At 33.6% G+C, this 26,638-nt stretch carries 39 protein-coding genes and 4 pseudogenes; 6 read left to right on the top strand and 37 right to left on the bottom strand.

The window, feature by feature from the left end:
• Nucleotides 1-8: 8 nt before the first annotated feature.
• The 4 genes from P6709_RS06695 to P6709_RS06680 all read right to left on the bottom strand — a co-directional run bounded on the left by P6709_RS06695 (nucleotide 9) and on the right by P6709_RS06680 (nucleotide 2,132).
• Entirely contained in the window at nucleotides 9-476 is a 468-nt protein-coding gene (locus P6709_RS06695; protein ID WP_278240122.1) for a DUF6985 domain-containing protein, read from the bottom strand.
• A 93-nt stretch (nucleotides 477-569) separates the two neighbouring features.
• Nucleotides 570-1,115 carry a T6SS immunity protein Tdi1 domain-containing protein gene (locus P6709_RS06690; RefSeq protein WP_278240121.1) on the bottom strand — a complete coding sequence of 182 codons (546 nt, stop codon included), beginning with the start codon at nucleotides 1,113-1,115 and terminating at the stop codon, nucleotides 570-572.
• 192 nt (nucleotides 1,116-1,307) lie between these two features.
• Nucleotides 1,308-1,646, bottom strand: coding sequence for a hypothetical protein (locus P6709_RS06685; RefSeq protein WP_278240120.1), 339 nt, complete (start codon nucleotides 1,644-1,646; stop codon nucleotides 1,308-1,310).
• 75 nt (nucleotides 1,647-1,721) lie between these two features.
• Entirely contained in the window at nucleotides 1,722-2,132 is a 411-nt protein-coding gene (locus P6709_RS06680; protein ID WP_278240119.1) for an immunity protein YezG family protein, read from the bottom strand.
• A gap of 231 nt (nucleotides 2,133-2,363) precedes the next feature.
• Here P6709_RS06680 and P6709_RS06675 point away from each other — a divergent pair, with 231 nt between their 5' ends.
• A complete protein-coding gene (locus P6709_RS06675) occupies nucleotides 2,364-2,747 on the top strand; it encodes a hypothetical protein (RefSeq protein ID WP_278240118.1) in 384 nt (127 codons plus the stop codon).
• A 244-nt stretch (nucleotides 2,748-2,991) separates the two neighbouring features.
• On the top strand, nucleotides 2,992-3,336 hold the full coding sequence (locus tag P6709_RS06670; RefSeq protein ID WP_278240117.1) for a hypothetical protein: 345 nt from the start codon (nucleotides 2,992-2,994) through the stop codon (nucleotides 3,334-3,336).
• Nucleotides 3,337-3,514: 178 nt separating this feature from the next.
• Here the strand turns inward: P6709_RS06670 and P6709_RS06665 are convergent, their stop codons facing one another.
• The 21 genes and pseudogenes from P6709_RS06665 to P6709_RS06560 form a co-directional block, all read right to left on the bottom strand.
• Nucleotides 3,515-4,036 carry an SMI1/KNR4 family protein gene (locus P6709_RS06665; protein ID WP_278240116.1) on the bottom strand — a complete coding sequence of 174 codons (522 nt, stop codon included), beginning with the start codon at nucleotides 4,034-4,036 and terminating at the stop codon, nucleotides 3,515-3,517.
• Between the two features lie 197 nt (nucleotides 4,037-4,233).
• The gene (locus P6709_RS06660) at nucleotides 4,234-4,356 is read right to left on the bottom strand and encodes a hypothetical protein (RefSeq protein ID WP_278240115.1); all 123 of its coding nucleotides are present in this window, start codon (nucleotides 4,354-4,356) and stop codon (nucleotides 4,234-4,236) included.
• Between the two features lie 278 nt (nucleotides 4,357-4,634).
• Complete coding sequence (locus tag P6709_RS06655) at nucleotides 4,635-5,129, bottom strand: SMI1/KNR4 family protein (RefSeq protein WP_278240114.1); 495 nt, start codon at nucleotides 5,127-5,129, stop codon at nucleotides 4,635-4,637.
• Between the two features lie 216 nt (nucleotides 5,130-5,345).
• Nucleotides 5,346-5,648, bottom strand: coding sequence for a contact-dependent growth inhibition system immunity protein (locus tag P6709_RS06650; RefSeq protein ID WP_278240113.1), 303 nt, complete (start codon nucleotides 5,646-5,648; stop codon nucleotides 5,346-5,348).
• Nucleotides 5,649-5,849: 201 nt separating this feature from the next.
• Nucleotides 5,850-6,266 (bottom strand): SMI1/KNR4 family protein, encoded by a 417-nt coding sequence (locus tag P6709_RS06645; RefSeq protein ID WP_278240112.1) that lies wholly within the window; start codon nucleotides 6,264-6,266, stop codon nucleotides 5,850-5,852.
• A 207-nt stretch (nucleotides 6,267-6,473) separates the two neighbouring features.
• A complete protein-coding gene (locus tag P6709_RS06640; protein WP_278240111.1) occupies nucleotides 6,474-6,962 on the bottom strand; it encodes a cytoplasmic protein in 489 nt (162 codons plus the stop codon).
• A gap of 531 nt (nucleotides 6,963-7,493) precedes the next feature.
• Nucleotides 7,494-7,877, bottom strand: coding sequence for an immunity 22 family protein (locus tag P6709_RS06635; protein WP_278240110.1), 384 nt, complete (start codon nucleotides 7,875-7,877; stop codon nucleotides 7,494-7,496).
• An 80-nt stretch (nucleotides 7,878-7,957) separates the two neighbouring features.
• On the bottom strand, nucleotides 7,958-8,485 hold the full coding sequence (locus P6709_RS06630; RefSeq protein WP_278240109.1) for an SMI1/KNR4 family protein: 528 nt from the start codon (nucleotides 8,483-8,485) through the stop codon (nucleotides 7,958-7,960).
• A gap of 84 nt (nucleotides 8,486-8,569) precedes the next feature.
• Complete coding sequence (locus tag P6709_RS06625) at nucleotides 8,570-8,920, bottom strand: transposase (protein ID WP_278240108.1); 351 nt, start codon at nucleotides 8,918-8,920, stop codon at nucleotides 8,570-8,572.
• Nucleotides 8,921-9,288: 368 nt separating this feature from the next.
• Nucleotides 9,289-9,510, bottom strand: a complete 222-nt coding sequence (locus tag P6709_RS06620) for a hypothetical protein (protein WP_278240107.1) — start codon at nucleotides 9,508-9,510, stop codon at nucleotides 9,289-9,291.
• A 160-nt stretch (nucleotides 9,511-9,670) separates the two neighbouring features.
• Nucleotides 9,671-10,120 carry an SMI1/KNR4 family protein gene (locus tag P6709_RS06615; protein WP_278240106.1) on the bottom strand — a complete coding sequence of 150 codons (450 nt, stop codon included), beginning with the start codon at nucleotides 10,118-10,120 and terminating at the stop codon, nucleotides 9,671-9,673.
• Nucleotides 10,121-10,240: 120 nt separating this feature from the next.
• Complete coding sequence (locus tag P6709_RS06610; RefSeq protein WP_278240105.1) at nucleotides 10,241-10,519, bottom strand: hypothetical protein; 279 nt, start codon at nucleotides 10,517-10,519, stop codon at nucleotides 10,241-10,243.
• Nucleotides 10,520-10,876: 357 nt separating this feature from the next.
• Nucleotides 10,877-11,224: pseudogene (locus P6709_RS06605) on the bottom strand (GAD-like domain-containing protein); the annotation flags it as partial.
• A gap of 442 nt (nucleotides 11,225-11,666) precedes the next feature.
• Entirely contained in the window at nucleotides 11,667-12,206 is a 540-nt protein-coding gene (locus P6709_RS06600; protein ID WP_278240103.1) for an SMI1/KNR4 family protein, read from the bottom strand.
• 72 nt (nucleotides 12,207-12,278) lie between these two features.
• Nucleotides 12,279-12,359, bottom strand: a complete 81-nt coding sequence (locus tag P6709_RS06595; protein ID WP_278240523.1) for an HNH endonuclease — start codon at nucleotides 12,357-12,359, stop codon at nucleotides 12,279-12,281.
• Between the two features lie 90 nt (nucleotides 12,360-12,449).
• On the bottom strand, nucleotides 12,450-12,686 hold the full coding sequence (locus P6709_RS06590; RefSeq protein ID WP_278240102.1) for a hypothetical protein: 237 nt from the start codon (nucleotides 12,684-12,686) through the stop codon (nucleotides 12,450-12,452).
• 535 nt (nucleotides 12,687-13,221) lie between these two features.
• Nucleotides 13,222-13,671 (bottom strand): SMI1/KNR4 family protein, encoded by a 450-nt coding sequence (locus tag P6709_RS06585; protein ID WP_278240101.1) that lies wholly within the window; start codon nucleotides 13,669-13,671, stop codon nucleotides 13,222-13,224.
• Nucleotides 13,672-14,520: 849 nt separating this feature from the next.
• The gene (locus tag P6709_RS06575; RefSeq protein WP_278240100.1) at nucleotides 14,521-14,997 is read right to left on the bottom strand and encodes a hypothetical protein; all 477 of its coding nucleotides are present in this window, start codon (nucleotides 14,995-14,997) and stop codon (nucleotides 14,521-14,523) included.
• Nucleotides 14,998-15,290: 293 nt separating this feature from the next.
• The gene (locus P6709_RS06570; protein ID WP_278240099.1) at nucleotides 15,291-15,770 is read right to left on the bottom strand and encodes a DUF6985 domain-containing protein; all 480 of its coding nucleotides are present in this window, start codon (nucleotides 15,768-15,770) and stop codon (nucleotides 15,291-15,293) included.
• A 4-nt stretch (nucleotides 15,771-15,774) separates the two neighbouring features.
• Nucleotides 15,775-16,062, bottom strand: coding sequence for a hypothetical protein (locus P6709_RS06565; protein WP_278240098.1), 288 nt, complete (start codon nucleotides 16,060-16,062; stop codon nucleotides 15,775-15,777).
• A gap of 20 nt (nucleotides 16,063-16,082) precedes the next feature.
• Nucleotides 16,083-16,265 carry a hypothetical protein gene (locus tag P6709_RS06560; RefSeq protein WP_278240097.1) on the bottom strand — a complete coding sequence of 61 codons (183 nt, stop codon included), beginning with the start codon at nucleotides 16,263-16,265 and terminating at the stop codon, nucleotides 16,083-16,085.
• A gap of 295 nt (nucleotides 16,266-16,560) precedes the next feature.
• Between P6709_RS06560 and P6709_RS06555 the strand changes: the two are divergent.
• Nucleotides 16,561-16,696: pseudogene (locus P6709_RS06555) on the top strand (helix-turn-helix domain-containing protein); the annotation flags it as partial.
• A 62-nt stretch (nucleotides 16,697-16,758) separates the two neighbouring features.
• On the opposite strand, the gene P6709_RS06550 reads toward P6709_RS06555, so the two are convergent.
• The 12 genes and pseudogenes from P6709_RS06550 to P6709_RS06500 form a co-directional block, all read right to left on the bottom strand.
• The gene (locus tag P6709_RS06550) at nucleotides 16,759-17,115 is read right to left on the bottom strand and encodes a hypothetical protein (protein ID WP_278240096.1); all 357 of its coding nucleotides are present in this window, start codon (nucleotides 17,113-17,115) and stop codon (nucleotides 16,759-16,761) included.
• A gap of 92 nt (nucleotides 17,116-17,207) precedes the next feature.
• Nucleotides 17,208-17,663: an immunity protein YezG family protein gene (locus P6709_RS06545; protein WP_278240095.1), complete on the bottom strand. Its 456-nt coding sequence runs from the start codon at nucleotides 17,661-17,663 to the stop codon at nucleotides 17,208-17,210.
• A 268-nt stretch (nucleotides 17,664-17,931) separates the two neighbouring features.
• Nucleotides 17,932-18,321 carry an immunity 22 family protein gene (locus tag P6709_RS06540; RefSeq protein ID WP_278240521.1) on the bottom strand — a complete coding sequence of 130 codons (390 nt, stop codon included), beginning with the start codon at nucleotides 18,319-18,321 and terminating at the stop codon, nucleotides 17,932-17,934.
• A gap of 242 nt (nucleotides 18,322-18,563) precedes the next feature.
• The gene (locus P6709_RS06535) at nucleotides 18,564-19,262 is read right to left on the bottom strand and encodes an SMI1/KNR4 family protein (RefSeq protein ID WP_278240094.1); all 699 of its coding nucleotides are present in this window, start codon (nucleotides 19,260-19,262) and stop codon (nucleotides 18,564-18,566) included.
• A gap of 125 nt (nucleotides 19,263-19,387) precedes the next feature.
• A complete protein-coding gene (locus P6709_RS06530) occupies nucleotides 19,388-19,816 on the bottom strand; it encodes an SMI1/KNR4 family protein (protein WP_278240093.1) in 429 nt (142 codons plus the stop codon).
• Between the two features lie 253 nt (nucleotides 19,817-20,069).
• On the bottom strand, nucleotides 20,070-20,543 hold the full coding sequence (locus P6709_RS06525) for a DUF600 domain-containing protein (RefSeq protein WP_278240092.1): 474 nt from the start codon (nucleotides 20,541-20,543) through the stop codon (nucleotides 20,070-20,072).
• Between the two features lie 199 nt (nucleotides 20,544-20,742).
• Entirely contained in the window at nucleotides 20,743-21,075 is a 333-nt protein-coding gene (locus P6709_RS06520) for a DUF2247 family protein (RefSeq protein WP_278240091.1), read from the bottom strand.
• A gap of 368 nt (nucleotides 21,076-21,443) precedes the next feature.
• Nucleotides 21,444-21,794, bottom strand: a complete 351-nt coding sequence (locus P6709_RS06515; protein WP_278240090.1) for a histidine kinase — start codon at nucleotides 21,792-21,794, stop codon at nucleotides 21,444-21,446.
• Between the two features lie 713 nt (nucleotides 21,795-22,507).
• Nucleotides 22,508-22,945, bottom strand: coding sequence for an SMI1/KNR4 family protein (locus P6709_RS06510; RefSeq protein ID WP_278240089.1), 438 nt, complete (start codon nucleotides 22,943-22,945; stop codon nucleotides 22,508-22,510).
• 5 nt (nucleotides 22,946-22,950) lie between these two features.
• Nucleotides 22,951-23,103 (bottom strand): annotated as a pseudogene (locus P6709_RS20525) (WXG100 family type VII secretion target); the annotation flags it as partial.
• Nucleotides 23,104-23,730: 627 nt separating this feature from the next.
• Nucleotides 23,731-24,039, bottom strand: a complete 309-nt coding sequence (locus P6709_RS06505; RefSeq protein WP_278240088.1) for a hypothetical protein — start codon at nucleotides 24,037-24,039, stop codon at nucleotides 23,731-23,733.
• A gap of 218 nt (nucleotides 24,040-24,257) precedes the next feature.
• Nucleotides 24,258-24,932, bottom strand: a complete 675-nt coding sequence (locus P6709_RS06500; RefSeq protein WP_278240087.1) for a hypothetical protein — start codon at nucleotides 24,930-24,932, stop codon at nucleotides 24,258-24,260.
• 83 nt (nucleotides 24,933-25,015) lie between these two features.
• Between P6709_RS06500 and P6709_RS06495 the strand changes: the two genes are divergently transcribed.
• The 3 genes and pseudogenes from P6709_RS06495 to P6709_RS06490 all read left to right on the top strand — a co-directional run bounded on the left by P6709_RS06495 (nucleotide 25,016) and on the right by P6709_RS06490 (nucleotide 26,534).
• On the top strand, nucleotides 25,016-25,159 hold the full coding sequence (locus P6709_RS06495) for a hypothetical protein (protein WP_278240086.1): 144 nt from the start codon (nucleotides 25,016-25,018) through the stop codon (nucleotides 25,157-25,159).
• Nucleotides 25,160-25,569: 410 nt separating this feature from the next.
• Nucleotides 25,570-25,911, top strand: a pseudogene (locus P6709_RS20515) (MobA/MobL family protein); the annotation flags it as partial.
• Between the two features lie 86 nt (nucleotides 25,912-25,997).
• Entirely contained in the window at nucleotides 25,998-26,534 is a 537-nt protein-coding gene (locus tag P6709_RS06490) for a GNAT family N-acetyltransferase (RefSeq protein WP_278240085.1), read from the top strand.
• Nucleotides 26,535-26,638: the final 104 nt, after the last annotated feature.

Genomic DNA, 26,638 nt, shown 5'->3' with positions numbered 1-26,638 from the left:
AGTCGATTTTACATTGCCACGTCTTGAAAACCTATATCAGCTACTTTTTCATTTAACAGACGAACTCCCAGCCCGTTTTCTTCATCCCATGTACATTGAAATGTAATTCGAATATCCCGGCCATCAAAGATATCTGCATAAGGAATGACGATTCCATCTATAGTTATCATTGTTAATAGTTCATCTGCAGCTTCAACTGATGGATAATTTTCACTCACTTCAATATCAAAACCCAGGTCATTTCTCTTTTGTCTGTAGTAAGCTAGGATAGAAGGTACTAGTTGTTTTTGAATATCGTTCCACTTTTTCATTAATGATTGAAACGCTGCATACTGACCTTTATCAAATTGGCCATCCACCTCACCATCTATTAATAAATTTACTTCTGTTAAGTTTCCAAGAAAATCTAAATTGATTACTTTTGACCACCCAAGTTCATATTCAATCTCCCCAAAAATTTCATCTTTAATCGTCACTCTCTACTCTCCTCACATTTCTTATAGCAAAGTGAATGCATTCAAAAGACAACCAAGCATTATAGTTAAATTCATCACTCATTCTTGAGCGCTTCAACTCACTGGTCCCATAAGGTCAGTAATAATAAGAATATGCTCCTTCAGTTTGACTTTCTTTAGATTCTCTACTTTTTCTGCTCCACCTAAACCTAATAAAGGAGTGTATCCAAAACATTCGTCATAGTTTGGGGCATCGTATTTACGAATCGCTTCATGATAAGGCTGACACATTAATTCATCTTTCATAAAGTCAATATCTTGTAAGTCGTCGAAAAAGTACTCAAATCCGGACGAAACAACGGTCACTACTCCTTTTCTAAAATTCAATAAATTTATATATTTATGTTTTTCCCAGACTAAAATGTCACCCATCGCCGTTGTAAAAATAGGAATAGCCTGCTCATGCCTTCGATAACTTTTCTCCAAAATATCTATATAATCGTCTGGATTGATCGTTCTCAAAAAATTACTTCCGAAAGCACCGAAGCCATATATTTTCCAACTTTCGAGTAATTCTTCAGGAATTTTATCCTGGTAGTTTAAAATGACAGTTTCATCAACACTTTCATGTTTAACCCAATCATTAAAGAGATCTTTCACTTAACATAACCTCCTTTGATTATTGAAGTAATCTGTATACAAGTAAGGATTTATTAACATCAAGGTCACAGTGAATCTAGTGATGGAGAATGGAGATACCCCCACTGCAGCACTTTAATCAACATCTTCTGCTATACCTATACATCTAATTTGCAGTGGTATTTGTAAAAAACCTTTACCGGCATAACGGGTTCATTTCTGACTATTCCTTTTCCACACGACTTGTCCATCAGGCAAATAGATTGTACTCGGAGGGTCAACATTTAGGGAGATTTCAATTAATGAGCCTTTTCCTTGTATGAGCCAATTGTAGATAATGCCTTTGTTATAAGTAGGATGAGATAAAATTTTATGTACTTTAAATACTGCTGCATCATATTCTGTATAAGTACGATCATCTTCTTCTAATCCATTGTCTGTTTCAAAAACCGTATCCAGCTCACCAATAATTCTTAATCCATTCTCCCACTCTACTATCATGTCACTAACTTCATGATTTATTAATGTCCCTATTAAAAAGTCATACCCCATATTCATCCTCCTGTTAGACAATCATACCTTTTTTGTTTTTAACTTTAGACGTTACCTCACAGGTCATGATCTGTTTTACGTTAAGTATTCAGTTTCCCATTTCTCTTGTTTCTCTTCCGGACTAATTTGAGAAAGATCATCATACCCATAGTTCAGTTTCATTTGACCTGCGTTATTCAAAATAAAAGTTGCGGACTCCCACTGTTCTTGATCTTGTACCTTGAATTCATTCCAAATCTCCTCAAAACATTTGTATAATTCTTGTTTCATTTCTCTATATTCATGTTTATCTACATTAAAACGATCAGGTATATCCAAACTATATACAGGCTTTTCATGATCTTTGGGATAATAATAAAAATACACTTGCGAAAACCCTTCCCTTACCTCAGCGTATAATACAATTTTGTCCCATTGCTCTGGGATCATATCAATTAAGACATTTGCTATCTTTTGATAAATGAGTTCCACCTGATTTGTTTCCAAATCGACTTCCTCCCCATGATCGTGACTTTAATTGACTTCACACTTTTTTGCCAATCATTTTAAATTCCACATCAAATCGCTAACGATGTAAGACTGTCTTTTTTTACCCTTTCATTTTCATGCTTTCTGGATACTATTAAAAAACATGATATAATTTACCTGAATTATTCTCGCGTTATTTATAGTTCATGATGAACAGTCTATTTATAGACGTTAGAAGGGAGGTACGTAATGGGGATATTTGATTATTTTAAGAAAAGCTCTCAGCAGGAAAAGCCGGCAAAAGAAGAATATTGGTCACTTTCAACTAATGAAGAGAAAATTGTAAATCCTACCTGGGAACAAGTGAAACAGGCAGTGGGTGAGGCGGTTCCAGAAAAAGCACTATTTGCCTCCCTCGGATATTATCATTCTGATAGCGAAATTGAAGTGATTCAGGCAATACAGCTGACTCAAGGAATAAATGAGTTCCGGCTGGAAGCACTGCCCCCCAATGTCGGAAAGATATTCATAAATAATGGATTGTCACTTGATGAAACAGTAAAATTTTTCGAAGAATTTTACAAGTACAAGAGAGTTGTAGGATATGAAAACTGGCCGACTGAAAAAGTTTAAAACAAACAAAATAGATTTAATCATCCAATGACTGCCTCTTTATTTCAAAGCTGACATTCTTGTTATGCATGATAAGTTTTTTGAGCAATGTTTCCACTATCCTTTTAATCATCACATACCTGAGTATTTTTTTGGTTCCTTTACCAAATAGCCTTAAGTGTCAGCATAATTTTCCAGTATCTTTTATACATTCCTTACCTATATATCCTTTTATAGTATCATTCACTCTAAGGAGGAGTGAATTATGATTAAAATAAAAAATACTTTCTTCATAGCTGTACTACTTCTGCTTACAGGAAGTTGTTCCACTATGAATAAAGCTTATGATGAGGACGTTTATGAGGAATCACGGAAACTTGCTACTTCTTTTTTGCAAGCCAATTATCAGGATGCTGAAAATATTGAGTACACTGAAGTAAAAGATAGTCCCGTTGGAGGACTTATGTTAGCAGGTACAATAAATGGCGCAGAATTTAGTGTCAGCATCAGTGTGAGTTCCGACAACTCCATAGCAATCGGCTCAATCGGCAAAGGAGAAAACTTCCCAGAGATAAAACCTGAATGTGCAGAACAACTTTGTGATTATTAACTTTATCAAGTGTCATAGAGTTAACTTCATTCATTGCTAATGCTTTTTTGTTGTTTGGTGAGCAACAGACTTCTTCGTCTTCATGATAAGACCAATCTATATGAGGGAATGTATGTTCAATATCTTTTCTTAAATCTACTGCATCCTTTAATTACTTTTTATTGTGTGAAGGTCAAATTTAAAAGTCTAATTCTTTCTCATTCCCTTCATAATCTACCAGCATTGAACCTTGTTCTAAATCAGCCATAATCCATTCTTTGAAACCACTCCATGTACGTGAAATCGATTTACTTTCATGATCCCATTGAACGACTTCAGCATCTTGCCCATTATTCGTTTTTAAATCGAAGCAGATGGAATCACCATAATTAAGATCTGCAATAATAACTAAATGGTCCGGCATCTCTGGACGTCTACGATCTTTTCTATTTGATTCATGAATGTATGAAGCTCCTCTTTTCTTTTGCCCTAAAGCAGGAGAATAAACCTCTGATAATACAGTACCCGGAATAAATAATTCGCCACCGTTACAAGCTTGTAAAAAATCTTTGTATATTTTGGGAAAGCTTATATGTAAATCTTTTTCTACCTGCTCTATATAATGAATATCTACCCCTGGATTTAATAAATGCACAGTATCCGCATACTTATTTATTTCATAAAAAAAGGCCGTCAAATCCTGATTATCATTTGATATCATGTTCATTCCCCCTTTACGTGTATCTTATTTCCACTTTGCTGTTAAACTTAATCAAAGGAACTGATTACGGATCCTCTATTACCTTTTTCTCAACCTTTATACTTCTTGCTTAACAGACTCCAATAAAAAATCTCCAAAGTCATGAGCCTTTATTTCATAGGTTTGACTCTCCAGGTTAAGGCCAGGCACAAAAGATACTACTTTACCCCTAATTTTTCTTCAGCCAAACAAATTAAATTCGCTGTACGCCCACCCACAAAATCAGCCTTCTCTTCATTATTCAAAATAATTTCCTTTGCCCTTTTGATAATTTTCCACACTCATTTCCATCTCCTTTCATAAAAAATGGGCTCTTTCTTTTCAGGTAATCAGTTATAAAATACAAAACTGTTATCTATTTTGTTTCAAGTGATGAAGGGCTATAAACTTCGCATCTGTTTCTCTACCCTTTCTATTGTTCTCCTACCTCTTTTAAATCAACTATTGTGTCAACCCGGCTTATGTATGATCATTTCGTGTAAAAATTCCGAATATCAGCAAAACTTTAACTAGCATGAGACCAACCAATAAAATCCCTTTTCCCCGCTCTAAGTTTCCATTAAATTTCATCATATGCATCTCCTGGAGAGTTGAAATCATCCTTTAACCAATACCAGTATTGACCCTTATTATGGATAAGGGCGTCTAGCAAACCAGTAAAAGATAAGGCTATTATTCGAGATTCTCCTACAAGTCCATGACGGTCATAAAAACTATCGTAACATTTACCCAGCCTTTCCTGATCCAGGTCAATAGTTAAGTACTCACCAGTGCCATCATCACAAATAATATACCAGTTAAATGAAATATCTTCTTCATGTATATCCCCCACAATGACTGGATTTGCCAATTCAAATTTATCAGGGGACACCACATGAATCGGATAATCATCTTTTTCGAATAACACGAGACCTCCACATAGACTATAAAATTCTTTTAAGTCATCAGGTAAAAGATGATTATCTCCATTAAGAGCTGGCAATCCTTTAGATTCTAAAATACGACAATGTGGTAAAGCCTTTATTTGTGTAAGTAACTGCTCAATCTCCGTCATTACCTTCACCTCCCATTAGTATATGGATCTAAGATATACTCTACCCTTGCAGCGTTGGGGACATCTGCAGCATGAAACTGCTTTTCATGATCAATAAGTCATTTCCACTTACCGCGTCAAAAATGACACTTGAAGTGGAAGTGTTCCCGCTTTTTTTTCGGGTAAAATAAAAACCCTGTAAAGCTTCAGCCTCTCAAGGTACTTCTTACAATCACACTATTTCGATTTTACAGCTTCTTTTATAATTTCAATAATTTGATCGAGCCATTGAAGTGGTTCTAAACCTACAGCGGGAAAGTAGACTCCATCCGCACAAAGTTGAATGTAATCATTTTTTTCTGTATCTGAATACTCACTTTGGATAAAATCTGTTAAAAAAACTATGGCAGATTCCAAATACTCTTTACTTTCGACTGTCAATAATTCTACTATTGCCTCTTCTGGGGAATGGATATCCTGATGGAAAGTTCCAGCTAAGAATTGAAAAACAGGTTCCTCTACTTTGTTAGAAGCGAACATACCATCTCACCCTTCAGTGTAAAACATAAATTCCTATTCAATCATTTTGATACTTTCCATCAAATTAGTTACGTCTAAGATTATTAATTCGTCAAGGTTCAATTACTTTCTTGTTATTGAAATTGCTTTTTAATTTTGTCTCTTTCATATAACCTATGTATCCCATAAAGATGCCAGATTAATCAACATGTTTAATCCCGATTATCTTGAGAATTGTTCTACTAAAAATGCATAGAAATTTTCATGTTCGTTTATCCTATCCTCATCATCTTGCTCCCATTCTATAACGGGACACTCATTGCTCGCTAATCTCGAAGTATCAAGACAATTAACACCAGATCCGTAGTTTTGAATTACAACGTACTCCAATGGTAGACCATATTCTCTCCATTCTTCTGTTTCTTTTACACACGTTGGAACCGCGCGAAGTCCACCTCCGAAAATCTCTATTCCAAAAACTCCACCAGTTCCATATTCTCGCAAAAACCATTTATAACTCTCTGGCAGCGTGACATGAAGCCTTCTTTCAATATCCCGAATTTTGCTATCCTCTAAAGCCCCGGCAAAAAACGTTTTAGGTTCATTATTAATCAACTCAATGATTGCCTCTTTGTTCAATGCTACTCACACTCCCTTTTATTAATAAATTATAGTTTGAGTTTCATTAAGATCTTCTATTATGTTTTTAATCCTATCAGCTTTAAGATTAACCGGTTTTAATAGCCCCAACCACTTCAGGTTATTCTTGAACAATGAATCACCAGTGAGCACTAAAAAAGAAACGCTGAAAGAGACATTGCCGAGCAAGGTGTACATATCTTTTGTTTAGGGCACATACACAATAATTTTACCAGCAGGGTATTTCCCCTTCCACCCGCATGGCCAAGCTCCTTGCTTATAAACTTGGAAAAGTTTTTCATGAAAATTTTCTGTTTTCCCATTAACTAATCGATTTAATGCACACATCGTGAGATCTCCCTCAACTTCCTCATTAATATCAATGTAATCAAAAGGAAGAAAATCATCCGAGTAATTAACACGGTCATTAAAAAAATCAACTAAGTCATCTTGCTGAGTTACTAAATCCAAATCATATACTTTTTCAACAATCCTTTCTGCTTCCTGTAATTTAACATATTCCCAAACAGCATCAACTTCATTTGAGTCCCGAGACCAGGCGAGGGTTTGGGCTTTACTGAAATCATTCATTACCTCTACGTTATTTACAGGAAAGTTATACTTATTAAACATCTTATGATTACGAATAAAATCCATTACTTCTTCTACTAATTGAGTGTTTTCACCAAATTTCATTTCAATAGCCTCCTTTCCCATAACTCATCTGTTGTTCCACCGTATCTGATCCAATTTTCATCTGTAATAGCAACTCGTTGCGCCTGCCGCTGAATACTACTTCATAAAGGGTTTTTTACTTCTTTAACTACTTTTCTTTTATTTAACGCATCCATCAGCATGCTGCATGCTACCGGAATGATGGGAATCAAATCTCGAGGAAACAATCTTTTATCATCTTATTGAAAATCAGTGGTCATTAACAAAAGATAAGATCATAGAAGGTTAAGACTATTGGAAAAGTATAATTGCTTATCTTGAGTTCTAAATTTGTAGAAAGTGCAATGATATTTTATTCAAAGTTACATACTCCGTGATATAAATTTGACACTGACCTAAGCCTCTCCTGCAGTATGAGCATTTCTATTTTGGTTCATTACCGCTTGAATAGCTTTTCAAGATCATTTATTGATTTATTTTAAAAAGTTAGTTGTGCTCTAGTGGCACCCTTCCCACAACCAAGTGCTTTACAACACCAAGAAGGTTTAGTAATCAGTCTACATATTCAGCTGTACCTATAAAATTTAGCTCGTATTCAAGATTGTTTACTGAATTTATTGTTCTACCATCGTTAGTAAAATTGTAGTTGTAAATTACAATAATGGTATTATACTTAGAACTTAATTCAACATCTGTAAACTGTTTTATCAGCTGATCATCATATGAAAAATCTATTAGCAGCTTTTCTATATCATCTTCAGCATCTGGTATGCAATCCTTCTCTATTAAATCTCTATCAAAATAGCCTAATTTAAATTCCTTTTCAAAAGGTGAAGGAATACTATCTCCATCTTCGTTATATTGTACTTCAGTATACTTTTCTAGCTCATCAAAGTTTTGAAAGTTTCCTAACCACAAAGAAACAACCTGTTTCATTATTTTTACCTCCTTAAAGGTTCTGATAGATTAATAACACCCTTCATTCTGTTACCATCCTAAATTAAGGTAATAACTACTCAACATACTGAAACAAATGTAGTTTCATTACTAGGAAAGTCATCAGGGAATGCTTTGCATCTTAATTCTTTCGTTATTATTTGAGATAAAAATTCCACCATTGTAAGTGAGTATGTATAATTCTCTAGCGACCTTGATTCATACACTACAATTTTCCATTCATCTGGTTTTCCATCTGTTAACCAGTACAATTCGTCGCCATTATCAGTGTATGCCCATGGAAGTAGTCCTCCATTGGAAGGATAAACATCATGTTTATAATATTGCGGAAAATTTCTCTTAGATTGAATATATGCTACTGCTATTTCCTTCTGCCTACATAGATAATTTACATTTTTATCGTTTGCAAAAGGAGTTAATATCCACAAAAAATGGTCAATACCACCCGTACCATAAGTTTCAATATATTTTACATAGTCTGAAGGCAGTTCCGTACCAAGAGTGCCAAAAAATTTTCTCCATTGTTCTTTATCCCCAGTTTTCTGTGGAGTTTTTGGAGGAGGAAGTATTTTACTTAATTCTTCCAAATAAATCGACTCCTATTTTTACATTATTGTAACAGAAACCTTTTGTTTCCTTTGATTCTAATGCTACACCCTTCAGGCATTAATTTATCTATCTCTATCTCTTTCTTCTATGAATTCTAAAAACAAATCTTGTAGTTCTCCTTCTGTATCGTTGGAAACAAGCAGTAATGTGGGCTCTAACGGACAATCATTTAAAGTTGAGCTTCCATCAATGACACCCAGCATGTTTGAAAGAGTATCAATCATGGTTTGTTCAATTATTCTCATTAAAATTTTTTTATTTTCATCCGTTAAAGTATCGTAAAATCCAATAGCTTTTTTCCAGTAATCGTTGGTTTCAGGAGTAATATTCGTTGTTTCATACATGTTTTTAAAAAGTTGAAGGTTTTCTTGAACTACAGAATCATAAAGTGATTTAACAAAAATCTCGTTCATTTTATTTCCTCCTTTCTGAATACATTTTTATTACGTTCAATCTGTTCTTTTAATGCTGAGTTTAATATGTAATGATAGACTCCAGTTCATCCACCTGTTATCACGATACTCTATAATGGTGCTATTATGATGAGCTCTCTATACAAAACGTTTTCTTACTATCTCACCCAATAATCACCTGTTGTAAAATAAATTGAAGCGTAAAAACTTGTTAAACATCTAGCTAATAAAGCTTCTTTACCCATTAATTTGTAAAGAACCATAAATCAAATAGAAGCGGCAATACTAATGAATGCACCTTTCTTATACGGCTGCTTACCATAGAAAAAAACCTTCGAAAGAAATGAAGCCCATTAAGGTAACAGCATCTATATCTCAATTTCTTTCCATAACTCTAGTATACTTTTACCATCTATTTGACCATTCGCAAACAATTCATTTGATGTTTTGAAGGATTGCGAATAGTGATCTCTAACTCTTGTTAAATAGTACCCATCACTATTTCTGCTAATCCAATAACTTTGGTTTCGATAATAGAATTGAAACTCCTCTCCCATCGCTGCTCGTTGTTTTAATTCTTCATAATCCATAAGTATCACTCCTAAATTAACGATTAGTCTTGGAGATACTCTCTTAGCACTTCCTGTTTATATTCAATACAAAAAACACTTGTTGTTTATCTGACAATCAAGTGCTTTATAGTTTAATTCAATATTAATACTCTTTTAACCTTGTTAGTTATACGCGATATTAAGTTTCTTTTTCAACGAATAGCTCCAAGTAATATTTGTCGTTTTCTTGTATTTTCCTAAAAAATTCTTCAAGAGAAGCAGCTATTTTAACATCATAATAGTAAACCGGACTGCTATTCGTTTCATTTAATTCGATAGCCATTAAAGCTGATTCACTGCCTTCAAAAAATATTAGTTTGTTATTCTCAAATTCATCATAGATTTCTATATCGGGATAAAACTCAAAATCATTAACTCTTAATCTAAAATCCCTTACTGAATATGGGTCCATCATACGATTAATATTAAACTCAGAACCTTCAATAAATCCGTAGCCAACCTCTAAATAAAAATTAACTAACTCCTTAGGAAATTTTAAATCCAGTTCTTCCTCAACTTTTTTAATTTCATTTTCGGTTATTGGATAGAAACTATTTTCTCGTTTTGCCTTCATAGATTCGTACCCCATTATTCTTTCTCTCCTTTACTGGAATCAAAATCAGTTTTCCTTACAATTATGCAACGAAGAGTTTATAGGATGGAACCGGGTCATAACACAAGGTTATGCACGTGACGATTATAGGACTTGTCATTTCATACTAATTTTATTTTTATAGTCTTTTAAAATTGAAATGTTTAAAGTATTAATTTCCGAAAAATGCCATTCCAGCGTAGTTATAATTCTATGGATTTCAAATAACATTTTCTCTATTTCATTACCGTCGTATGCATCCAATGAACCGAAATTGATTAATACTTGATCTAAATCTTTAGTTAATTTTTTAAAATCATCAAGGTTTTGTTGCTCAATAAATTCATTTTCATTCAAAATGTTTGTATTTGAATTTAGTTTAATTAGTATATCCAATAGTCCTTCTAATTTTTTATCAATTGAATCACTCCATTCTTATTGTCACTCCTTAACTATACGTCCAATGGCTGTCTAAGTCTGAACAGAGATAAAAGTGCACCATCTAACCGTTCACATGTTCCCTTTTCGCTAAATCAATCGCTACGGCTAATTTAATTTGAAATATTTTACTTAACCCTCTTTGAAACTCTTTCAAATCAAAAGTGTCAATTACAGGAGCTACTGAACGATCGACTCTACTCATTTCAATTTTAGCAATTCTATCAAGGTTAACTAAAATCGTGTATATGTCTTCGCCTTGTTCTGGGATCCAATTTAAAATATATGCACTTTTTACTTCTCCACAAGTAGTTATTCCAAATCATTGATGTTTTGAAAGAAAAATTCAAATGTAAACAGTATTGTCTTTACCACACCATACCTGTAATTAAGTAGTCTTACATATCCATCTGACCAAATAATCAGGTCACCCATACCTGTAGCAAATAATACAACTGAATCCTTATATCTTTGACTACTTTCCCCCAGGACCTCTTTAAATTCCTCTGGATTTACACTTTTCAAATACCCTTGCATAAATGTACCAAATCCATAATTACTCCATAAATCAATAATTTCATTTGGTACCAACTGCTTATATTTTTCAAGGATTTCACTCCATACTTTATTATGTAACTTAAAATCTTTAAAGTATTTTTCCATTTATACTCCTCCCACTAACGTGATAATTTCACATTCGAATAACTATTTTTTTGTCCTGGTGTCACGTATCTCATTAATATTATAAACAGTACGAAAACACAACGCCTCGGTGGTACTAACTTCATGAGCTATGAATAAATTTCCCGCATAAACAAAAAAGCACCGGTTGCCTTTAGTAGACATCAAGTACTTTGTTCAATGTTTTACTTTCTCTATAGAGGCTCTATTTCAAAATCGTTCCCAGTTGCAGAAGTGTAAAAAGGAAACGAGCAAAAAGTGTAAATTCAACTTGACGTCTACAATTAGCTTTATGAGTTTGTATATTGCCAACTTTAGTATTCCTTGCTAGTTTACTTTGTTCTATTTTCATAAATTATGAATTAAAATCTACTATAAATAAACGGCTATCCTAAAGATAACCGTTTATTTATAGTCCAAAACTCTATTTGTCGGAGTTGTTTTCTAACTCTTTTAGAAAATCTGGGTCTACCCAAACTTTTTTTACTTCATAGCCTTCTACTTCTGATTCCTTTATATTATCTGTTTCAATAGAATTTAAAAACTCTTTAAATGAGTCTGCAATAAAATACAAATCATTACTAGCTATTTTTCTTTCTTCATAGTTAAGTTCTTCTTCATGATCCCAAAAGTAAATATATCCATAATTAACTTCTGATAAATTTAAACACACCAAATTCCCGCCCGCATCTCTTCCTATTGGAATACATGTATCAGGTATTCTATTTTTATATGTTTTAAATAGATTTAGTAAATCATCGTCTGACCCTAATCCAAACATAGATGTCAAAATAAACGTTTGCTCTTCATTTTTATAATAAGTACTAAAGCTATTATTCACATAGCCACCATTACGATGTCGTAAAAATTCAATGTAATCAGTTGGTAACTCATAACCAATCATTTCAGAAAATGCAATTAATTCATTTTCATTAAATCCCTTATTTGAAACTAAATTAATCATAAAACACCTCCGTTATTTTCTATGGTCTAAGCCTTTTATAATGGATGAAGCGCCACGAGTATGTCTCACTTCTCAATGAATATCACTTTGAACTAACATCATTGTCTTTCCATCTTTTACGTGATGCCATGTATATCCTTGTGGACTATTTATTTTTCATCATACCATGGAAGTGATTCGGCACTGGGCAGCTCCTCAAATAAAGAAACTTTATTAGCATGCCATTCAAGGTTTTTATATCATTTACTCAACAGTCCTATTTATCTTTTCTGCCCACAATTCTATTATCTTCTTTAGCTCGTTTGTTTCAATTTCACATTCATCTTCTTCCTCACTATAGTTATCAAGTATTTTTGTTATCTCTTGATTAATCTTTAATGTACAATTATTTCCTGTACCTTCCTCATAATTAGACTCACCTCTTATAACTTTATTTATTAATTTTAACCATGGTTGACTGTTGCTTTGAACATCGCCCATATAGAAGTATTGCTACTGCGGAAATAGCATCTGGAACCTCCACCTCAATTCCTCTTTCGTTTTCCCTAAACTTGATTTCATATTTCATATTTGTACACTTCCTTAATATATTGGGTAAGCCGTTTTAACCTTCATATAAATTATCTTTTATCACTTTTCTATTACTGTAACTCTTGTTTATCGCATTCCCATTGCCTTATTCAATTACATACCAGCGCCAAATGGAAGCATGGAGCCCATCATGAGCATCGCCACGAGCTTTATCAATCTCCTTAGTTTGTCAGACATCCCTCATTATAACTATCCTACCATTTAAATGTAATATAAATCATTTCTTACTATTTTTCGTTCATTCACGTTTTAAATCGCTACTCCATGATGGTACTACCTTCAAAAGCTATGAAATTCAGTAAAGCATAGTCAAATGTTGTTCAATAAAAATTCTTATCATAAAACAAAAACACCTGTTGCCTAATTAGGCAATCAAGTGCTTTATAATTAGCTATATAATGTTCTTCGTTGTTAATGCTTCTTTTTATTCTTTAGTGTCCTCATATAAATTATCTAAAAATCCATTAATATCACTTGCTAAAAAATACATATTACTCATATCATCAGGATCCTCTGGTTCTTGCTCATGATTCCAAAAATAAATTTTTTCATAATATGGCTCTTCCGTACCTAAGCATATAACATTTCCTGCTGAATCATCTGCAATTGGAATAAAGCCCTTTGCAAGCCTAAACTCATATATATCTATAACCTTCTCTAAATTATCATACATATCTCCAAGTCCATTAAATACATTCAAAACACTTTTCCCAAGTTCATCAGAAATCTTAAAAATACTAAGTTCTGGATATCCACCATTCCATTGTAGTAAAAACTTCTTATATTTTTCCGTTAATTTCAAACTATGTTTTATTTCAAACTGCTCAATCTCTTCCACAGAAAGTTTTTTATGTGAGCATTCAATTTTCACCATACTAAAATTCCCCTATCAATTTATTTTCCATTACCAATTGATACTCCGCAGGCTGTCATACTAAACCTCCTACAATCATAATTAAATATTAATCACATCTGTACTCCCGTTACATAAATTGTAATTTACGTAACGTTTTTTAACGAATAGCGAGTATAATACGACCGTCTTTTGTATAAATACAACACCATTTTTGTCTGCCCTGATGCTAAACTATTTACCTTCTTATGTAACCTACCTTTTATCGCCAGGAGCTTTGTCAATCTTGTTAGTTTTTTACCGACTCCATATAATAACTACCCCTGCCTAGTAAAATGTCATTATCAACTGGTTTAATAAAAATTAAAGTAAAAAACCTTGAAAAGCATTTAGCCAATCAAGGTTTAAAATATTATTTATAAACGGCATTACATTTCCAGTATGGATGTTGTTCGTTAAAATCATTTAAGAGGTTTAGGGATGCAATTACTAGACTAATTGATTTACCTGAAACTTTTATTTTTGAAGGGTGTCGAAACTTTGAAGAGAGACTACCAAAAGATTCTCAAACTTCATTTGAACTGCACTCACATCCAATATAAGTCTATCTTGTTTTGATTCATTCTCCTGTGTCATCAATATCATCTCTCTCTTTATTTATAAGTTCTGATAAAATGAACTGTTTTTAATGATCAGTAGTTATATACATTTGCCCATCGTTAGAATAAAGTAGTCTTGAACCGGGCTGTTTACTTCTTGCCATTGTGTTATTTAGGACTACATCCGCTTCATACCACATTCTTCCTGGTGCATTAGGTAGTATTTTTGAATACATCTCCATCAAGTTTCCCACCAGATGGCTTATATAATTTATTCCTGTGTTAGAGGTGTAATAATACAATTATCTATTGAAAACGTATTTAAAAAATCCAATGCTTCTTGCGTTACAACTAACTCGCCTTTCGGGGATAAACAGAAATGATGTCCTGACCAATTTTTGAAGTTCTCTTCTTCTATTTCAACTTTACCAAGCGGAATAAATCTGCTAAATGCAGGTATTTCTTTATCTGGATACATTTCTATAAACTCATCTGACTTTGTAATCAAACACTCTTCAAGTTTGTAATCGATAAAATCACTATTCTCTAATTCTGTTCCAAGTTTACTTGTCACGATAAAGGCTGGTGTTGACTCTAAAAGGTCATCTCCTAGCCATCCTTCAAATTCTAAATGTAAATATTTTACCTTTTCTGATATACCCTCTGTTGCAATTTCTTCTTCTGTTCCATAAATGGTAGATTCACCAGGACCACCTGAGACTTCTGGTTCTAAAAAATATAATATCATTCGTTTACTCCTCCTACTACAAACTACCCTTTGCACTGGGGGATTAAAATTTTCACCATATTTCTTATCTAATTCAATCATATAATTTATTACTTCTTCTTTTGCAGGATTTGGATTATTTCTATAAAATCTATTCCAATCCCCTGGAATCCAGCTTCATCTCTTCCTAAGACCACTCTAAATTACCTTAGATCATAGATATTCTGCTTTTTATCTTCTAAAGCCCTTTTTGCCTATAGGAATCTTATGTGACACATCAAAACATGAAAAGTGTACGAATAAGAGTCCCCAAATTATAAAACAATATCTTGAAAACCAACCTCGACTATTTCTTCATCCTCAAATTTTACCGCAAGACCATGCTCAGGTTCCCACGTGCATTCAAGTAACAAACCAACTTGTCTTACATCTTCATCAAAGATCATAGGAAATATCAGTTGCTTAGGTTCAACAATATGAGCTATCTCGTCCTTTGTGGATAGGATAGGAGCCATCTTATCAGCGAATTTCTCACCGAGTCGCTGTCTGTAATCTTCGTAAACTGCTAAATAATAGTTAAAGATAGCTCCCTCAGCCAAGTTCAAAAGACGTTCTTTGTCATTAAAAAACGTATGATAAGCATTGACCTGTGCATCTTCAAATTCTGCATCATCTTCTGCTTCAATATTTAATATGACAGTCTTTTCATGTCCAAACAAAGTAATGTTATGATCCCTCTTCCAACCATAGTTGTAGGCTAATTCTCCAAACGTTTCATGTTTAATTGTCTCCATTATTTCACCCTCTATCTTTATAAAACTCATATAAATCTAATAATTTATTTCCAAGTTCGCTATTATAATCCCAAGTGTCGGTAATAACCCTTGGATATGATGGGATATGACTTTCAGATTCAATCATTAGTTCTATATCTTTATAAAAATTTTCAAGTTGATTTATTGTCCCCTCTTTACCTTGGGCTAATTTGTGAGCTTTAATTTCACCCTCTAACTTTATTTTCACTTTTTCAGCTTCCTTAAAAAAGTACAAGGTTTTATTAAGTCGTCTAGGCTCGTTATGTACCATTGTTCTACTCCTTCAATATATTAATTGCCCATTTGAAGCAGCGGGCCGGCTTTTTCTTTAATTATAATTATGTCTGGCTTAATTTTCCATTGAATACCTGTCATTCTGTTCCAATCTGGTGGAAGTGCTAAATTGCTTCTGTTCACTTGTGGCGAAAATGCTTCAAATAAATATCTTCTTTGCAGTAGCATTAATATCGTCATAGAATCTTAATCCATACGTATTTGAACCAGCATCATCAAGCTTAATAGTACCTTTACCTCAAGCGATTCTAACGTAGTCTTTCTGATTTGACGTGGTACTCCTTGTGATTTTAACTATTCAGATGCTTGTTTTACACCTATATATGGGTCATTAAGGTTAACCGTATAAACGCTAGAATAAAGTTGACACTTTTTGCTCGATAAGAATTTACACTTTTGCTCAATCAACCTACTATTTTAGTAAAATAAATGGTGACGTAATTTACTGGAGGTTAGAATTTTGGAGGAAAAGTTAGTGTTATATATTAAAATTCAAGAATTACATAAGAGAAAATTTAAAGTAGCACAAATCGCTAAAGAGCTTAAGATCTCAAGACCAACTGTCTATAAGTATTTAGAAATGACATGATGAAGCAAAGGCCTATACTGAATCTTTAACGGTAGTCTCATAAAGTGATTTAACAAAAATATCATTCATCATAATTCCACATTTTTATACTTCGTCAGACGTAGCGTCATTGTAATCCTGCAATTCTTCATTAATATCTTTTAACCGATCAATATTATTTATGAATTCGTTATACGAAATTTCCTGATAATTAAAAATCCCCTCACCGTATTCATCATTATCAAATATTTTCACATCAGCATTTAACTTCAATAAGTTATCAACTAACTCTTTTAAATTTTCCATATTATCAAGATCATTTGCATCCGTTTCGGCAAAAAAATCTTTGTTTTCAATTTTGGATTTTATCTCTGTAATTCCTAAACCAGTGTACCTTCTTAAGGGTTGTATACACATATTAAATGGACTATTAGAGCTTATATTAATGGCTATTTTACTCATCTATATTTCTCCTCTCCATTAAAATTCTTCTAAAAAAATTTGATTAACAGATCTACCAGGCCCATTAAGATATATTTAATTACTGTAAATTTTTAAAGGTTATTTCTCTTTACTTCCTCAAACCACTCGTCTGCAATATTGCTAGCTGTTTTAACATCATCATTCGTATATACTAAATCATACTTATATTCAGCTTTAAAATCCCCACTCTTAACATCATGGATTAACTTCATTTCCGTTGGCATATCTCTTTCATATTCTTTGCACAATGCTTCTATTTTTTCAATATCTTCACATATGATACGCAATACCATCGACTGTCGTTTTGGAGCCACATCATATCTTTCATCACCATCCTCCAATGCATCATTTACTTGATGACGCTCTACACACTTATTGTTAATGGAATAAAAGAAACCTCCTGAAATCATTCCTGCTTCGATTGAAGCATAAACATATACTTTATCTGCTCGATCATCAACGTACTCCATACATATAGAGATCATATCTGCTTGTAACGCACTAAATCTATCTTCAAATGTTTTCATCTTATTTTCACTCCTTACATTAATTTTCAATAACTTGGAATTTCGACTTCCAAAGGGCCTTTATAGTCCTGCTTCTTTACTTTTCCTGATGTATTCTTACTCTGTGACAATGAATCTGTTCTATTTGTTTATCGTAAATTTCCGTTTCAAATTTAACAAGCCTGCTAGCTCCATCAGTTTCGCTACTCCATACTTTTCAATTCCCGATGAACTTACACTTTCCTGGAACAACCTTTATGAAATATTTTGTACTTCATGACAAATCGATCTACTTGTATGGAACAGTACCAATAAATTTAATTTCTATATTTTCGGATGCATTTCCACTTCTCACTTTATTGTATTGATAATCATAGAGTACTATAACAGAATTAATACTGTATGCTAATTTATCGCCATTTATTAACTCTTTTATTTTTGGGATGATTAGTCCGCTATAAGAAAAATCATTTAAAATATCGTCTACATTATTTTTAGGTTTTTCATAAAAACAAATTTCAATGTTCTCTTCATCATAATAGCCAAATTCAAAGTTTATTCCAAACTTTGAGTCTATTGAATCTCCATCTACCGTATATTCTATATCCACATACTCTTCCAGAATTTCAAACGATTTAGAAACTCCAAACCACACTGAAGCCATTCCACTATATTCCATATTATCACTCCTCATTTTTAGAGTGCCTGGTAATCCTTCTACTGAACCCTTGTATCTATAATAAGACCACATCTGTAACCTTCTTACAAATGTAGCATAGTCAAGTAATGTTTCTATTATCTCTGATAATTCATTATGCGCTCGCTTAGAACCCGGCGCACGAATGATGTTTCCCTGGTCCATGATGGTACAACCATTAAAAGCTATTGATTCTTTGAAGGTTGTACCACCATAGGATTAAGCTAAACTTCAAATCCAATTACTATCCACTCATCAACTATGTCCCAAAAATCCAAGTTATATCTAGGCTCTTTATTTGTCCACCATAAAGTCGCATTGTCATTATTAAAATTCTTATAATCTACTGCAACATAGCCACCCATACCACTTTTGAAGAAACCAAAAGTAGTTTGTAAATCAATTTGTAAAGGCTCTTCTAACTCCTCGATAATCCCCCATTCATCATCATCAAAAAAAGTTACATCTTCTAAAGGAACTAAACCCATAGATTGGCTCGAATAATAATAGAAACCATTATGAACAGTTTGATAAAAATTTCTTATCGTTGAAGGAAATTTACCCCAAGATTTTTCTAATTCTTTATTATTAAACTCATCTTTGGGATTCCCCCCCTCATAATAACGAATTTCACCATCATCTGTTTTAATAGTGTATAAGATTGAATACCTACCATTTATGTCCATAAGCTCTACTTCTTCAAGGTGCCTAGATAAATAAGAAATAGTGTTTCTTAATTCCACCCCTACTCGCTCTTTCCAAAAAGATAAAATCATCTCAACTCTCCTGGCTGCGTTTTCTTCTTGAAACAATTCATACCATGAATTTGGTATTTTCCCACATTCAAGTTGATGAATCTCATGGCATGATATAAGTTGTGCATTTCTGTTATATTTTCTTAAAAACCCAAGTTTTTGTTCCATAATCCTGTATCAGCTCCTTTATTTATTTATATCTCATTTCGTTTTTTTGTTCTGCGGTGACTTCGTTGCCAAGGCGATCCTGGCCGAAAAAGAAGCCGGATAAGCCGTTGGCACTGCCGAGGCTTTTAACAGTTAAAATATGCTTTTAGAAATTCAAAAAAAGATGACCAACTTTCTCTCAACTCTCCTTTTAGAAGTTTTTCATCTCCACCCTCGAAATTAACTTTGTAAACTTTATCCGTATCAGTATCCAAAACTAATACAGCATTTGCAGTCATTTCACTTAACACAAGATATTTATTAGGAAAGTCATGCTCTTGCCTGGAAATGTTTGTGTAGGTTTCAACATTATTTTCTTCATCTATTACATCCAGTAACTCAAAAGGTTGATTCTCTTCCCAAAAAGGTCCTTCATACTGAGTATAAAAATCTATGAAAGTACTTGATGGATTCACACCTAGTCGTGTGAACGCATCTTGCACTAGTTTTCTATCTTCCCGTTTATACATCTTTTCTCCAAGAATTTCATCTAGTTTTTCAGGCAAGTTACTCATATTATTTACCTCCCTAAGTTACTAATGTTTTAATACATCATTAATAAAGAATTCAATCTTTTAGAACATGTTGTAATGTAAGATTGGCTTTTACCTCATTTATTAAGGGTTTTGTGAATTAACTATTTTGCATCTCATTGCAGGGTGCATAAGATGCCCGGTAAGAAGATTACTCAATTATACGATTACAAAAAAATGCACTTTAATGTCTTTTAGACAATAAGTGCATTGCATATAATCCAGTTTATATGTATTAAGCTTCTTTTTTTACTTCCTCAAACCAACATTCAAAAATATTATCCGGTAAGAGTTCTTCATCATTTGAATAAACTAAATTGTACTTATACTCACCTTTTAAACTGTTATCTTTTACACTGTAACGCAATTTTATCTCTGCAGGCATTTCTCTTCCATATTCTTTGCAAATTTCATGAATTTTTTCTAAGTTTTGGAGTCCTATATCTAATACTGCTTCCTGTCTTTGATTTGAGGTATCATATTCAATTGATTTCTTATCTATAGAGCTGTTGTTGTCTACTGCATCATTTAAGTTATGTTTAAATACATACTGGTTATTAATTTTAAAAAACACGTCAAACATATACATTTCTGGCTCATAGGAACAGTAGATGTAGATATCCTCTGCTTCATTTTCCACGTATTCTAAGCAAATAGCTACCATATCCGCTTGTAATTCAGAAAAATAATCTTCAAATACTTTGTTCAATTCTATCACTCCTAGTTTATTGATCTTACTTTTTCAGTGGTGCTTCTTTTAAAGACAGATAACTGCGGAGCTATAAAAGCTTTTATCTTTAAGATACATTGGTTATAGGACTGGAGAGTTTTAAGAAACACTTAATGCATAGAAATGCCAATCAAGTGTTTTAGTTCTAATATTACAGCCTCTGTTCAGAATTATTATCTTAAAATGCTAACATCTCCAAATCAAGAAAGTCATCAATCTTTTTAATTAATCGATTAATGTTCTCATCTTTGGTGTGAAGTAATGGATTAAATCCATCTTTTGGTTCGTTGTAATATATCATTTCTTCCATAACCTCAGGATAGTTAAAATCACTGTATACCTGTGTTACTTTTTCAAGAAGGATTTTGTTATCCTCTGTATCTTTCCGTATAGTTTTCAGGATGCAGTATCTCCATTTTCGTTCTTCGAGAAGCAAATTGTAGTTACATTTTAAGTCGATTAATAGATTTTCAATTAAAGCTATTACCTCCTCATAGATTTTATTACCCACGCGAGTTCCAGTAAAAATTTATTTTCCATTTCAGGGTGTTCAGCCATGTATTTAACAGCATAATCATCGACATATTCGATTGGAAAACAATTTAATTTTAACCCGACTAATACTGTTGCCCAATTGTAATTCACACACGCTTCATCACATATTTGAAAACTATACATTCTTACTATCACCTCTTTGGTATTGCATTTGGTTTTCCAGTTACTCCAACGCCCTCAATAAATCTTCTGTGGGTTACCCCTTTTAATGGATCGGGGTCAACAATCCAATAATCAGTTTATTTAACCATAAAACTATGATTTCTCCACGAGCTTTGTCATTCTCGTTAGTTTCTTAGCCATTCCATGTCATAACTCCCCCTGCTATTTTTCTAACAAGAAACTATAAAATTTTTCATGTAATGCTGCTTGCATCGAGAGAGACTTATTAGTGTCACGCTCAGTTAAATCAAGCAATAATTTATCAGCTAATTCGTCCCCACCGTCTATCATTACTAAAATTGAGTGCATTACACCTTTAATAACTTCATCAACCACATTTTGATATGCCTCCTTTTCTTCCTGAGTAGTAAGTTTCTTTTGAAGTATTTCATATTTATCTTCTACTTCAGACCATATCAAGTCTGCTTTGTCATCTAAACTTCCGCTTGAAGTATTAACCCAATAATCTTTTATTTCTGATAATTGCTCAAATAACAATTTTTGTTTATCCATACTATCACTCCTCTTATTTTAATGCCGATAAATAAGGTTGTTTTGGTCTATTTGTTTTGCAAAGTTTCTTATATCTTGTGCTGTTGGGGTTCTCGTTAACGCCTTGTCTCTAATGTAGCTGTTTAAGCTCAAACAACCGTTTAACCACTTGGGTAGCCCCACCAGCGAAGAAACCTTGACAGGCATTAAGCCAATCAAGGTTATTAAATCTCCATCACTTTCTTATTGTTCAGATATAACACATGCTTTCTTTATTCTGATAAGGAAGTCGATGACTATATCAGTTTTAGTTATCACAATACTTCATAAATATTATCCTTTAATAAAGCACATAAATTCATATGGTACTTCTCTCGCAAAGCAAGTATTAAAACAGAATGCCTTGATGGTACAACCTTCATGAGTTATGAATTTCATGTAGACATTTTAATTTGTCCAAAGTTACATTTCTAACAAAAAGCACTTGTTGCCATAAGTAGACAATCAAGTACTCTATTCTATGTTTTACCTCCTATATAATTTAGTTGTGTAACGTAAGATTTCCATAAATAAAATCTATAATGAGCCTTAACAACATCTACATCATTTTCGTTTAATACTGCTTTTATTTCATTATTAAAACCAACTTTTCAAGCGTAACATTCCATACGTGAGTAGTATATGTGGACTATTTTACGCTTGCTTTTATATTTTATTGCTGATAACCCGAAGTATTAATAAACCATATCCCTAAAGTACTCTGCATCCTCATCAACCTTTCTTATAAATTCCTCCAATGAACCAGCAATTTGTGTTTCAAAAAAATATATAGGAGTTTGTTGTGGAATATTTAAATCGAGAGTTAAATATACACCCTCGTTTACTTCATAAAACACTAATTTATCATCGTCCTGATATATTCCTTCTAAATCTGGATCAAACTCGAAAATACCTTCTCTCAAAGTAATATCAGCTATAGTATCTGGATCCATAATTCTATTTATTGCGTTCCCATCGCTTCCTTTTATAAAGCCATACCCAACTTCTAAGTAAAAATCTTTAAGTTCATTAGGTAACTCAAACCCAAGTCTTTCTTCCGCATCTAACAGTTCGTTTTCTTGTAGTCTAATAAATTTATGTTTATCATTTTTCACAAAATCAAATGTAGCCATTAAAACTACCTCCTTGGAAATAACTTATTTGATGGCGAACCCTTACCATGAATCCCCGCCTGGTGTTCATCAGGAAATTTAGCGGGATGTATATTCCACCATTCGTGAGGACCGCCAAAATTATTTTCTATAATATGATGAGCATCATATGGTTGACCTATATCCCTTGCTAATCTACCTTTTTTATCATAAATTCCTCAGTATATCTTGGCCAAGTTCTCAAATCGGATGCCGGGCCAATGTGCGGAAAGTTACCATGGAGTTTTGTTGGTATCAATTGCTTTGATATCATCTTCTTGATACTTCAAGCTGCATCTATCTCCTGCTTGACCTTGAGTCGAGATTCGTATATACCTGACAATGTTCAATTTCTCACCCTCCCGTAACGGTAATCACAATTTATAGCTATTTTTAGAGCATCTCTAGCTAGTTTCCCTTTTTCCATCATTTTCCTTCTAACATTATCATGAACCTCTACAATTCTTGTCTGCCCTGTTGCTAAACTAGTTACCTTCTTACGTAACCTACCTTTTATCGCCGAGCTTTGTCATTCTTGTTGATGGTACAACCATCAAGAGTTTTCGATTCTAAAACAAATAACTTTTTATTGTCTCAATCAATTATCAACTGTCTTTTAAAAAATTAAAGTAAAAAACCTTGAAAGGCATAGAGCCAATCAAGGTTCATTCAATTTGGTTCTGAAAGGCTATTTTATTTATCTCTATTAGCTGACTATTCATCACTGGCTGACCCCAACAGCTATTCAAGGTTGTTTTTCAATTTAATTAAATTTCTACCGTATTCTCAACAATATACTTATCTCCTATCTTTTCTTTAATTAAGGTTATAGTGTTTTCTACCTTCTTAAAAAATATGGTCTTTTCATTTTCATTTGAAAATCCTTTGAACTCAAAGTTGATAGAATTGTCTTCAAATAAATTATCGTATAGATTCTGTATCTCTAAAAGCATATTATCAATTTCTTCATCATTCTCCAATTCTCCAACTAAATCATTATCAACTAATTCACCCTGTTCATCATATATCCACATTGGATAGCATTGATACTCCAGAAATATCTTAATAATATTCATGGTTCCCCCCCTTATTATGGTAATGATTTTGGATTTGCACCTACAATAAATCCATTTTTCCCTACAGTTATAGCAACTCTTTGTCTCTGTCCGTTAAATACTACTTCATAGATTGGTCTTCCGTTTCCTCGACCTTGAGTACCAACAACCTTACCTTTACTTAACGCCTGCATTAGTAAATCTGGAATTTCATTTGAATTTATCCCCTTGGCTGCAAACTAATCTACATGACGCATTACATGTTCAAAACCTCCATTTGAGGTACCCTTTTCAAGCCAGACTAACTTACCACTTGCTGTTTTTGTGAGAGCCATCACTTCATCGGGATTAAATTTCACGCCGCTATTTTCCAGTTCATCTAATAATTCTGATGATTTCCATTTAGAGTTACTAACACCCTTACCCCCAACATCCTCAGCCTTCTTCCCACCACCAGCCAAATCAAGCCCTTTATCAGCGGCTTTCAACGGTTTGAAGAAGGTAAACATGTAGGCCAGGGCGATTTCATCCGGGGTGGATTCCGGGTCCAGCAGCACGGCGACGTCTTCGAACATGAATCTCATGCCGCTGACAAAGTAGTACCCGCCTTCGGCCACTCCTACATCTGAATTAGGATTACCGAGCACTTTTCTCATGTCAGCTAAGGTGGGATCAGGGTAATCCCAGTCACCTGCGTCTGCTGGAGATGAAGAGTCAGAAGAAGAGTGTGTGGATGGATTCAGCACATACTCCCTTAGTGCTTCCATGTCTTCATCTGTTACAGGTTCTTGTTGAATCCCCTTTTCTGCCTGCAGTTGTATCAGCTGTTTTTCTACCTCATTTTCTGATGTGCTGGAGGCGGTAGGTTGATAGGCACTGTTGAACAGTTGGTCAAGATGGCTGGTGCTCATCATGTTAAAAAGAGGACCGTTGTTCCAGTAAAGGAAATATTTCTCAAGCTAAACAATATAAACTTGGCATAACATCAGGGAATATTTTGAAAAAGATTCACTCTATTCCTGCACCCCGCGATCAGGAAAATTGGAGCACCTATTTTAACCGGAAGATCGATAAAAAAATGAAAAGCTATCTTGATTGCGTGATCACATTTGAAGAGGACGAAAAATGGACACACCTTTAACTTAAAATTGTCTATAGATTAATAAACGATCTCTTTAATAAAACTCTATTAAGAAATTCGCTCAAACTCAATTGACTGCGAAGTTATCGAAACTTATTCCTGCTTTTAGTAATTAAATCTACAATTCTATTACGGTTATCCATTTCAAGCAGTCTGCTCGTACTCCTTCTGCAGCTTGTTCAATTGAAATTAGTTGAGATCTTTACCCTAAATTTTATGGTACATTATACCTTTTCTGCCCGAGTGCTTTCAAGAAACAAAGGTGAGTCTGCTATTTTTTCTGCTGCGTATCAATTAGGAGAACAACTTCAAGACCCACACACAGGTGAACTGACAATCTACAAACGGGACATACAACCAGAAAACATGATTCTCCTTCTCATACTCCTGAATGAGTACACGACCGAAACTGTCTAAGGAACGAAGTTGAGAAATCTGAGACACGCATAAACTCCCAAGTAGCAAGAGAGATCAAGGTATCGCTTCCTGGAGAACTGTCAGCAAACCAGCAGACTGATCTAATTAAAGACTATGTTCAAACAGAGTTTGTCCTTCACGGAATGGTGACTGATATTGCCATTCATCGGCAAGATCTAACAAACCCTCATGCTCATGGCTTGATGACCACTCGAGAAATCACAAAAGAAGGATTCACCGTTAAATATCGTGATTGGAACGATCGGTCATTGTTAGCGAAATGGCGTAATAAATGGACAACCTGCTCTAAAGAAGCACTAAACAAAGACGTTTAATTTCATGATGATCACTCTCAAGGCGCTGCGGGTACTAGCTTATCCTCAATCAAAAAGGTAACGAATGAATAATTGGAGGGATTTTTATGTTCTCAACAAAACGAATTAATTTGCGAAAAGTAGAGAAGTGCCATGCCGAAAACTACCATAAGTGGAGAAATGACATGGATGTCATGGTTTCTACAAATCTATCTTTGGATCTGAACACAATGGATGATACAAGATCATTTGTTGAAAATGTACTTATGAGTTCTACCTCATCAAAAAGCTACATCATAGTAGACAGAGAAGATGAAATTCCAGTCGGGATTACCTCACTAATAAATATTGATTCCAAAAATAGAAACGCTGAAGCAATTATTGATATAGGGGAGAAAGAATATTGGGGCAAAGGATATGGTTCTGAAGCATTTAGTTTATTACTTAATTATGCCTTTCAGGAATTGAATTTACATCGGGTATCATTGAAGGTTTTTTCATTTAATGAGAAAGCAATTAATTTATATAAGAAGTTAGGATTTAATGAAGAAGGGATTAGTCGCCAATCTTTGTTTAGAAATGGTCAATGGAATGACATTATACATATGGGTATTTTAAAAGAAGAGTACGATAATAAAAATTGAAAAGAGATAACCGGGGATTAGATTATAAACGTTGCCCTTCACTTTTGGCTATGTCATACTTCCCTACTAAACCGGAGATCGAATTAAAAAAATCGGCTGGTATG

The sequence above is a fragment of the Jeotgalibacillus sp. ET6 genome (assembly GCF_029667115.1).
Classification (GTDB): Bacteria; Bacillota; Bacilli; order Bacillales; family Jeotgalibacillaceae; genus Jeotgalibacillus.
Note: the sequence above shows the minus strand (reverse complement) of the source record. Positions and strands in the feature narration are given on the sequence as shown.

Bases quoted from the DNA above. Each gene is read 5' to 3' on its own strand.
- P6709_RS06665 (WP_278240116.1), bottom strand. From the start codon at position 4,036: ATGATATCAAATGATAATCAGGATTTGACGGCCTTTTTTTATGAAATA.
- P6709_RS06600 (WP_278240103.1), bottom strand. From the start codon at position 12,206: ATGATTAATTTAGTTTCAAATAAGGGATTTAATGAAAATGAATTAATT.
- P6709_RS06560 (WP_278240097.1), bottom strand. From the start codon at position 16,265: ATGACGATATTAATGCTACTGCAAAGAAGATATTTATTTGAAGCATTT.
- P6709_RS06510 (WP_278240089.1), bottom strand. From the start codon at position 22,945: ATGGCTACATTTGATTTTGTGAAAAATGATAAACATAAATTTATTAGA.
- P6709_RS06545 (WP_278240095.1), bottom strand. From the start codon at position 17,663: ATGAAAACATTTGAAGATAGATTTAGTGCGTTACAAGCAGATATGATC.
- P6709_RS06575 (WP_278240100.1), bottom strand. From the start codon at position 14,997: ATGATATTATATTTTTTAGAACCAGAAGTCTCAGGTGGTCCTGGTGAA.
- P6709_RS06540 (WP_278240521.1), bottom strand. From the start codon at position 18,321: ATGGAATATAGTGGAATGGCTTCAGTGTGGTTTGGAGTTTCTAAATCG.
- P6709_RS06620 (WP_278240107.1), bottom strand. From the start codon at position 9,510: ATGGATTATGAAGAATTAAAACAACGAGCAGCGATGGGAGAGGAGTTT.
- P6709_RS06615 (WP_278240106.1), bottom strand. From the start codon at position 10,120: ATGGGGTACGAATCTATGAAGGCAAAACGAGAAAATAGTTTCTATCCA.
- P6709_RS06550 (WP_278240096.1), bottom strand. From the start codon at position 17,115: ATGAGTAAAATAGCCATTAATATAAGCTCTAATAGTCCATTTAATATG.
- P6709_RS06640 (WP_278240111.1), bottom strand. From the start codon at position 6,962: ATGAAATTTGGTGAAAACACTCAATTAGTAGAAGAAGTAATGGATTTT.
- P6709_RS06500 (WP_278240087.1), bottom strand. From the start codon at position 24,932: ATGATGAGCACCAGCCATCTTGACCAACTGTTCAACAGTGCCTATCAA.
- P6709_RS06570 (WP_278240099.1), bottom strand. From the start codon at position 15,770: ATGGAGACAATTAAACATGAAACGTTTGGAGAATTAGCCTACAACTAT.
- P6709_RS06530 (WP_278240093.1), bottom strand. From the start codon at position 19,816: ATGAGTAACTTGCCTGAAAAACTAGATGAAATTCTTGGAGAAAAGATG.
- P6709_RS06685 (WP_278240120.1), bottom strand. From the start codon at position 1,646: ATGGGGTATGACTTTTTAATAGGGACATTAATAAATCATGAAGTTAGT.
- P6709_RS06655 (WP_278240114.1), bottom strand. From the start codon at position 5,129: ATGACGGAGATTGAGCAGTTACTTACACAAATAAAGGCTTTACCACAT.
- P6709_RS06670 (WP_278240117.1), top strand. From the start codon at position 2,992: ATGATTAAAATAAAAAATACTTTCTTCATAGCTGTACTACTTCTGCTT.
- P6709_RS06590 (WP_278240102.1), bottom strand. From the start codon at position 12,686: ATGGGCGATGTTCAAAGCAACAGTCAACCATGGTTAAAATTAATAAAT.
- P6709_RS06535 (WP_278240094.1), bottom strand. From the start codon at position 19,262: ATGGAACAAAAACTTGGGTTTTTAAGAAAATATAACAGAAATGCACAA.
- P6709_RS06675 (WP_278240118.1), top strand. From the start codon at position 2,364: ATGGGGATATTTGATTATTTTAAGAAAAGCTCTCAGCAGGAAAAGCCG.
- P6709_RS06490 (WP_278240085.1), top strand. From the start codon at position 25,998: ATGTTCTCAACAAAACGAATTAATTTGCGAAAAGTAGAGAAGTGCCAT.
- P6709_RS06585 (WP_278240101.1), bottom strand. From the start codon at position 13,671: ATGGTGAAAATTGAATGCTCACATAAAAAACTTTCTGTGGAAGAGATT.
- P6709_RS06505 (WP_278240088.1), bottom strand. From the start codon at position 24,039: ATGAATATTATTAAGATATTTCTGGAGTATCAATGCTATCCAATGTGG.
- P6709_RS06625 (WP_278240108.1), bottom strand. From the start codon at position 8,920: ATGAACGAGATTTTTGTTAAATCACTTTATGATTCTGTAGTTCAAGAA.
- P6709_RS06650 (WP_278240113.1), bottom strand. From the start codon at position 5,648: ATGTTCGCTTCTAACAAAGTAGAGGAACCTGTTTTTCAATTCTTAGCT.
- P6709_RS06515 (WP_278240090.1), bottom strand. From the start codon at position 21,794: ATGGATAAACAAAAATTGTTATTTGAGCAATTATCAGAAATAAAAGAT.
- P6709_RS06635 (WP_278240110.1), bottom strand. From the start codon at position 7,877: ATGAAACAGGTTGTTTCTTTGTGGTTAGGAAACTTTCAAAACTTTGAT.
- P6709_RS06565 (WP_278240098.1), bottom strand. From the start codon at position 16,062: ATGGTACATAACGAGCCTAGACGACTTAATAAAACCTTGTACTTTTTT.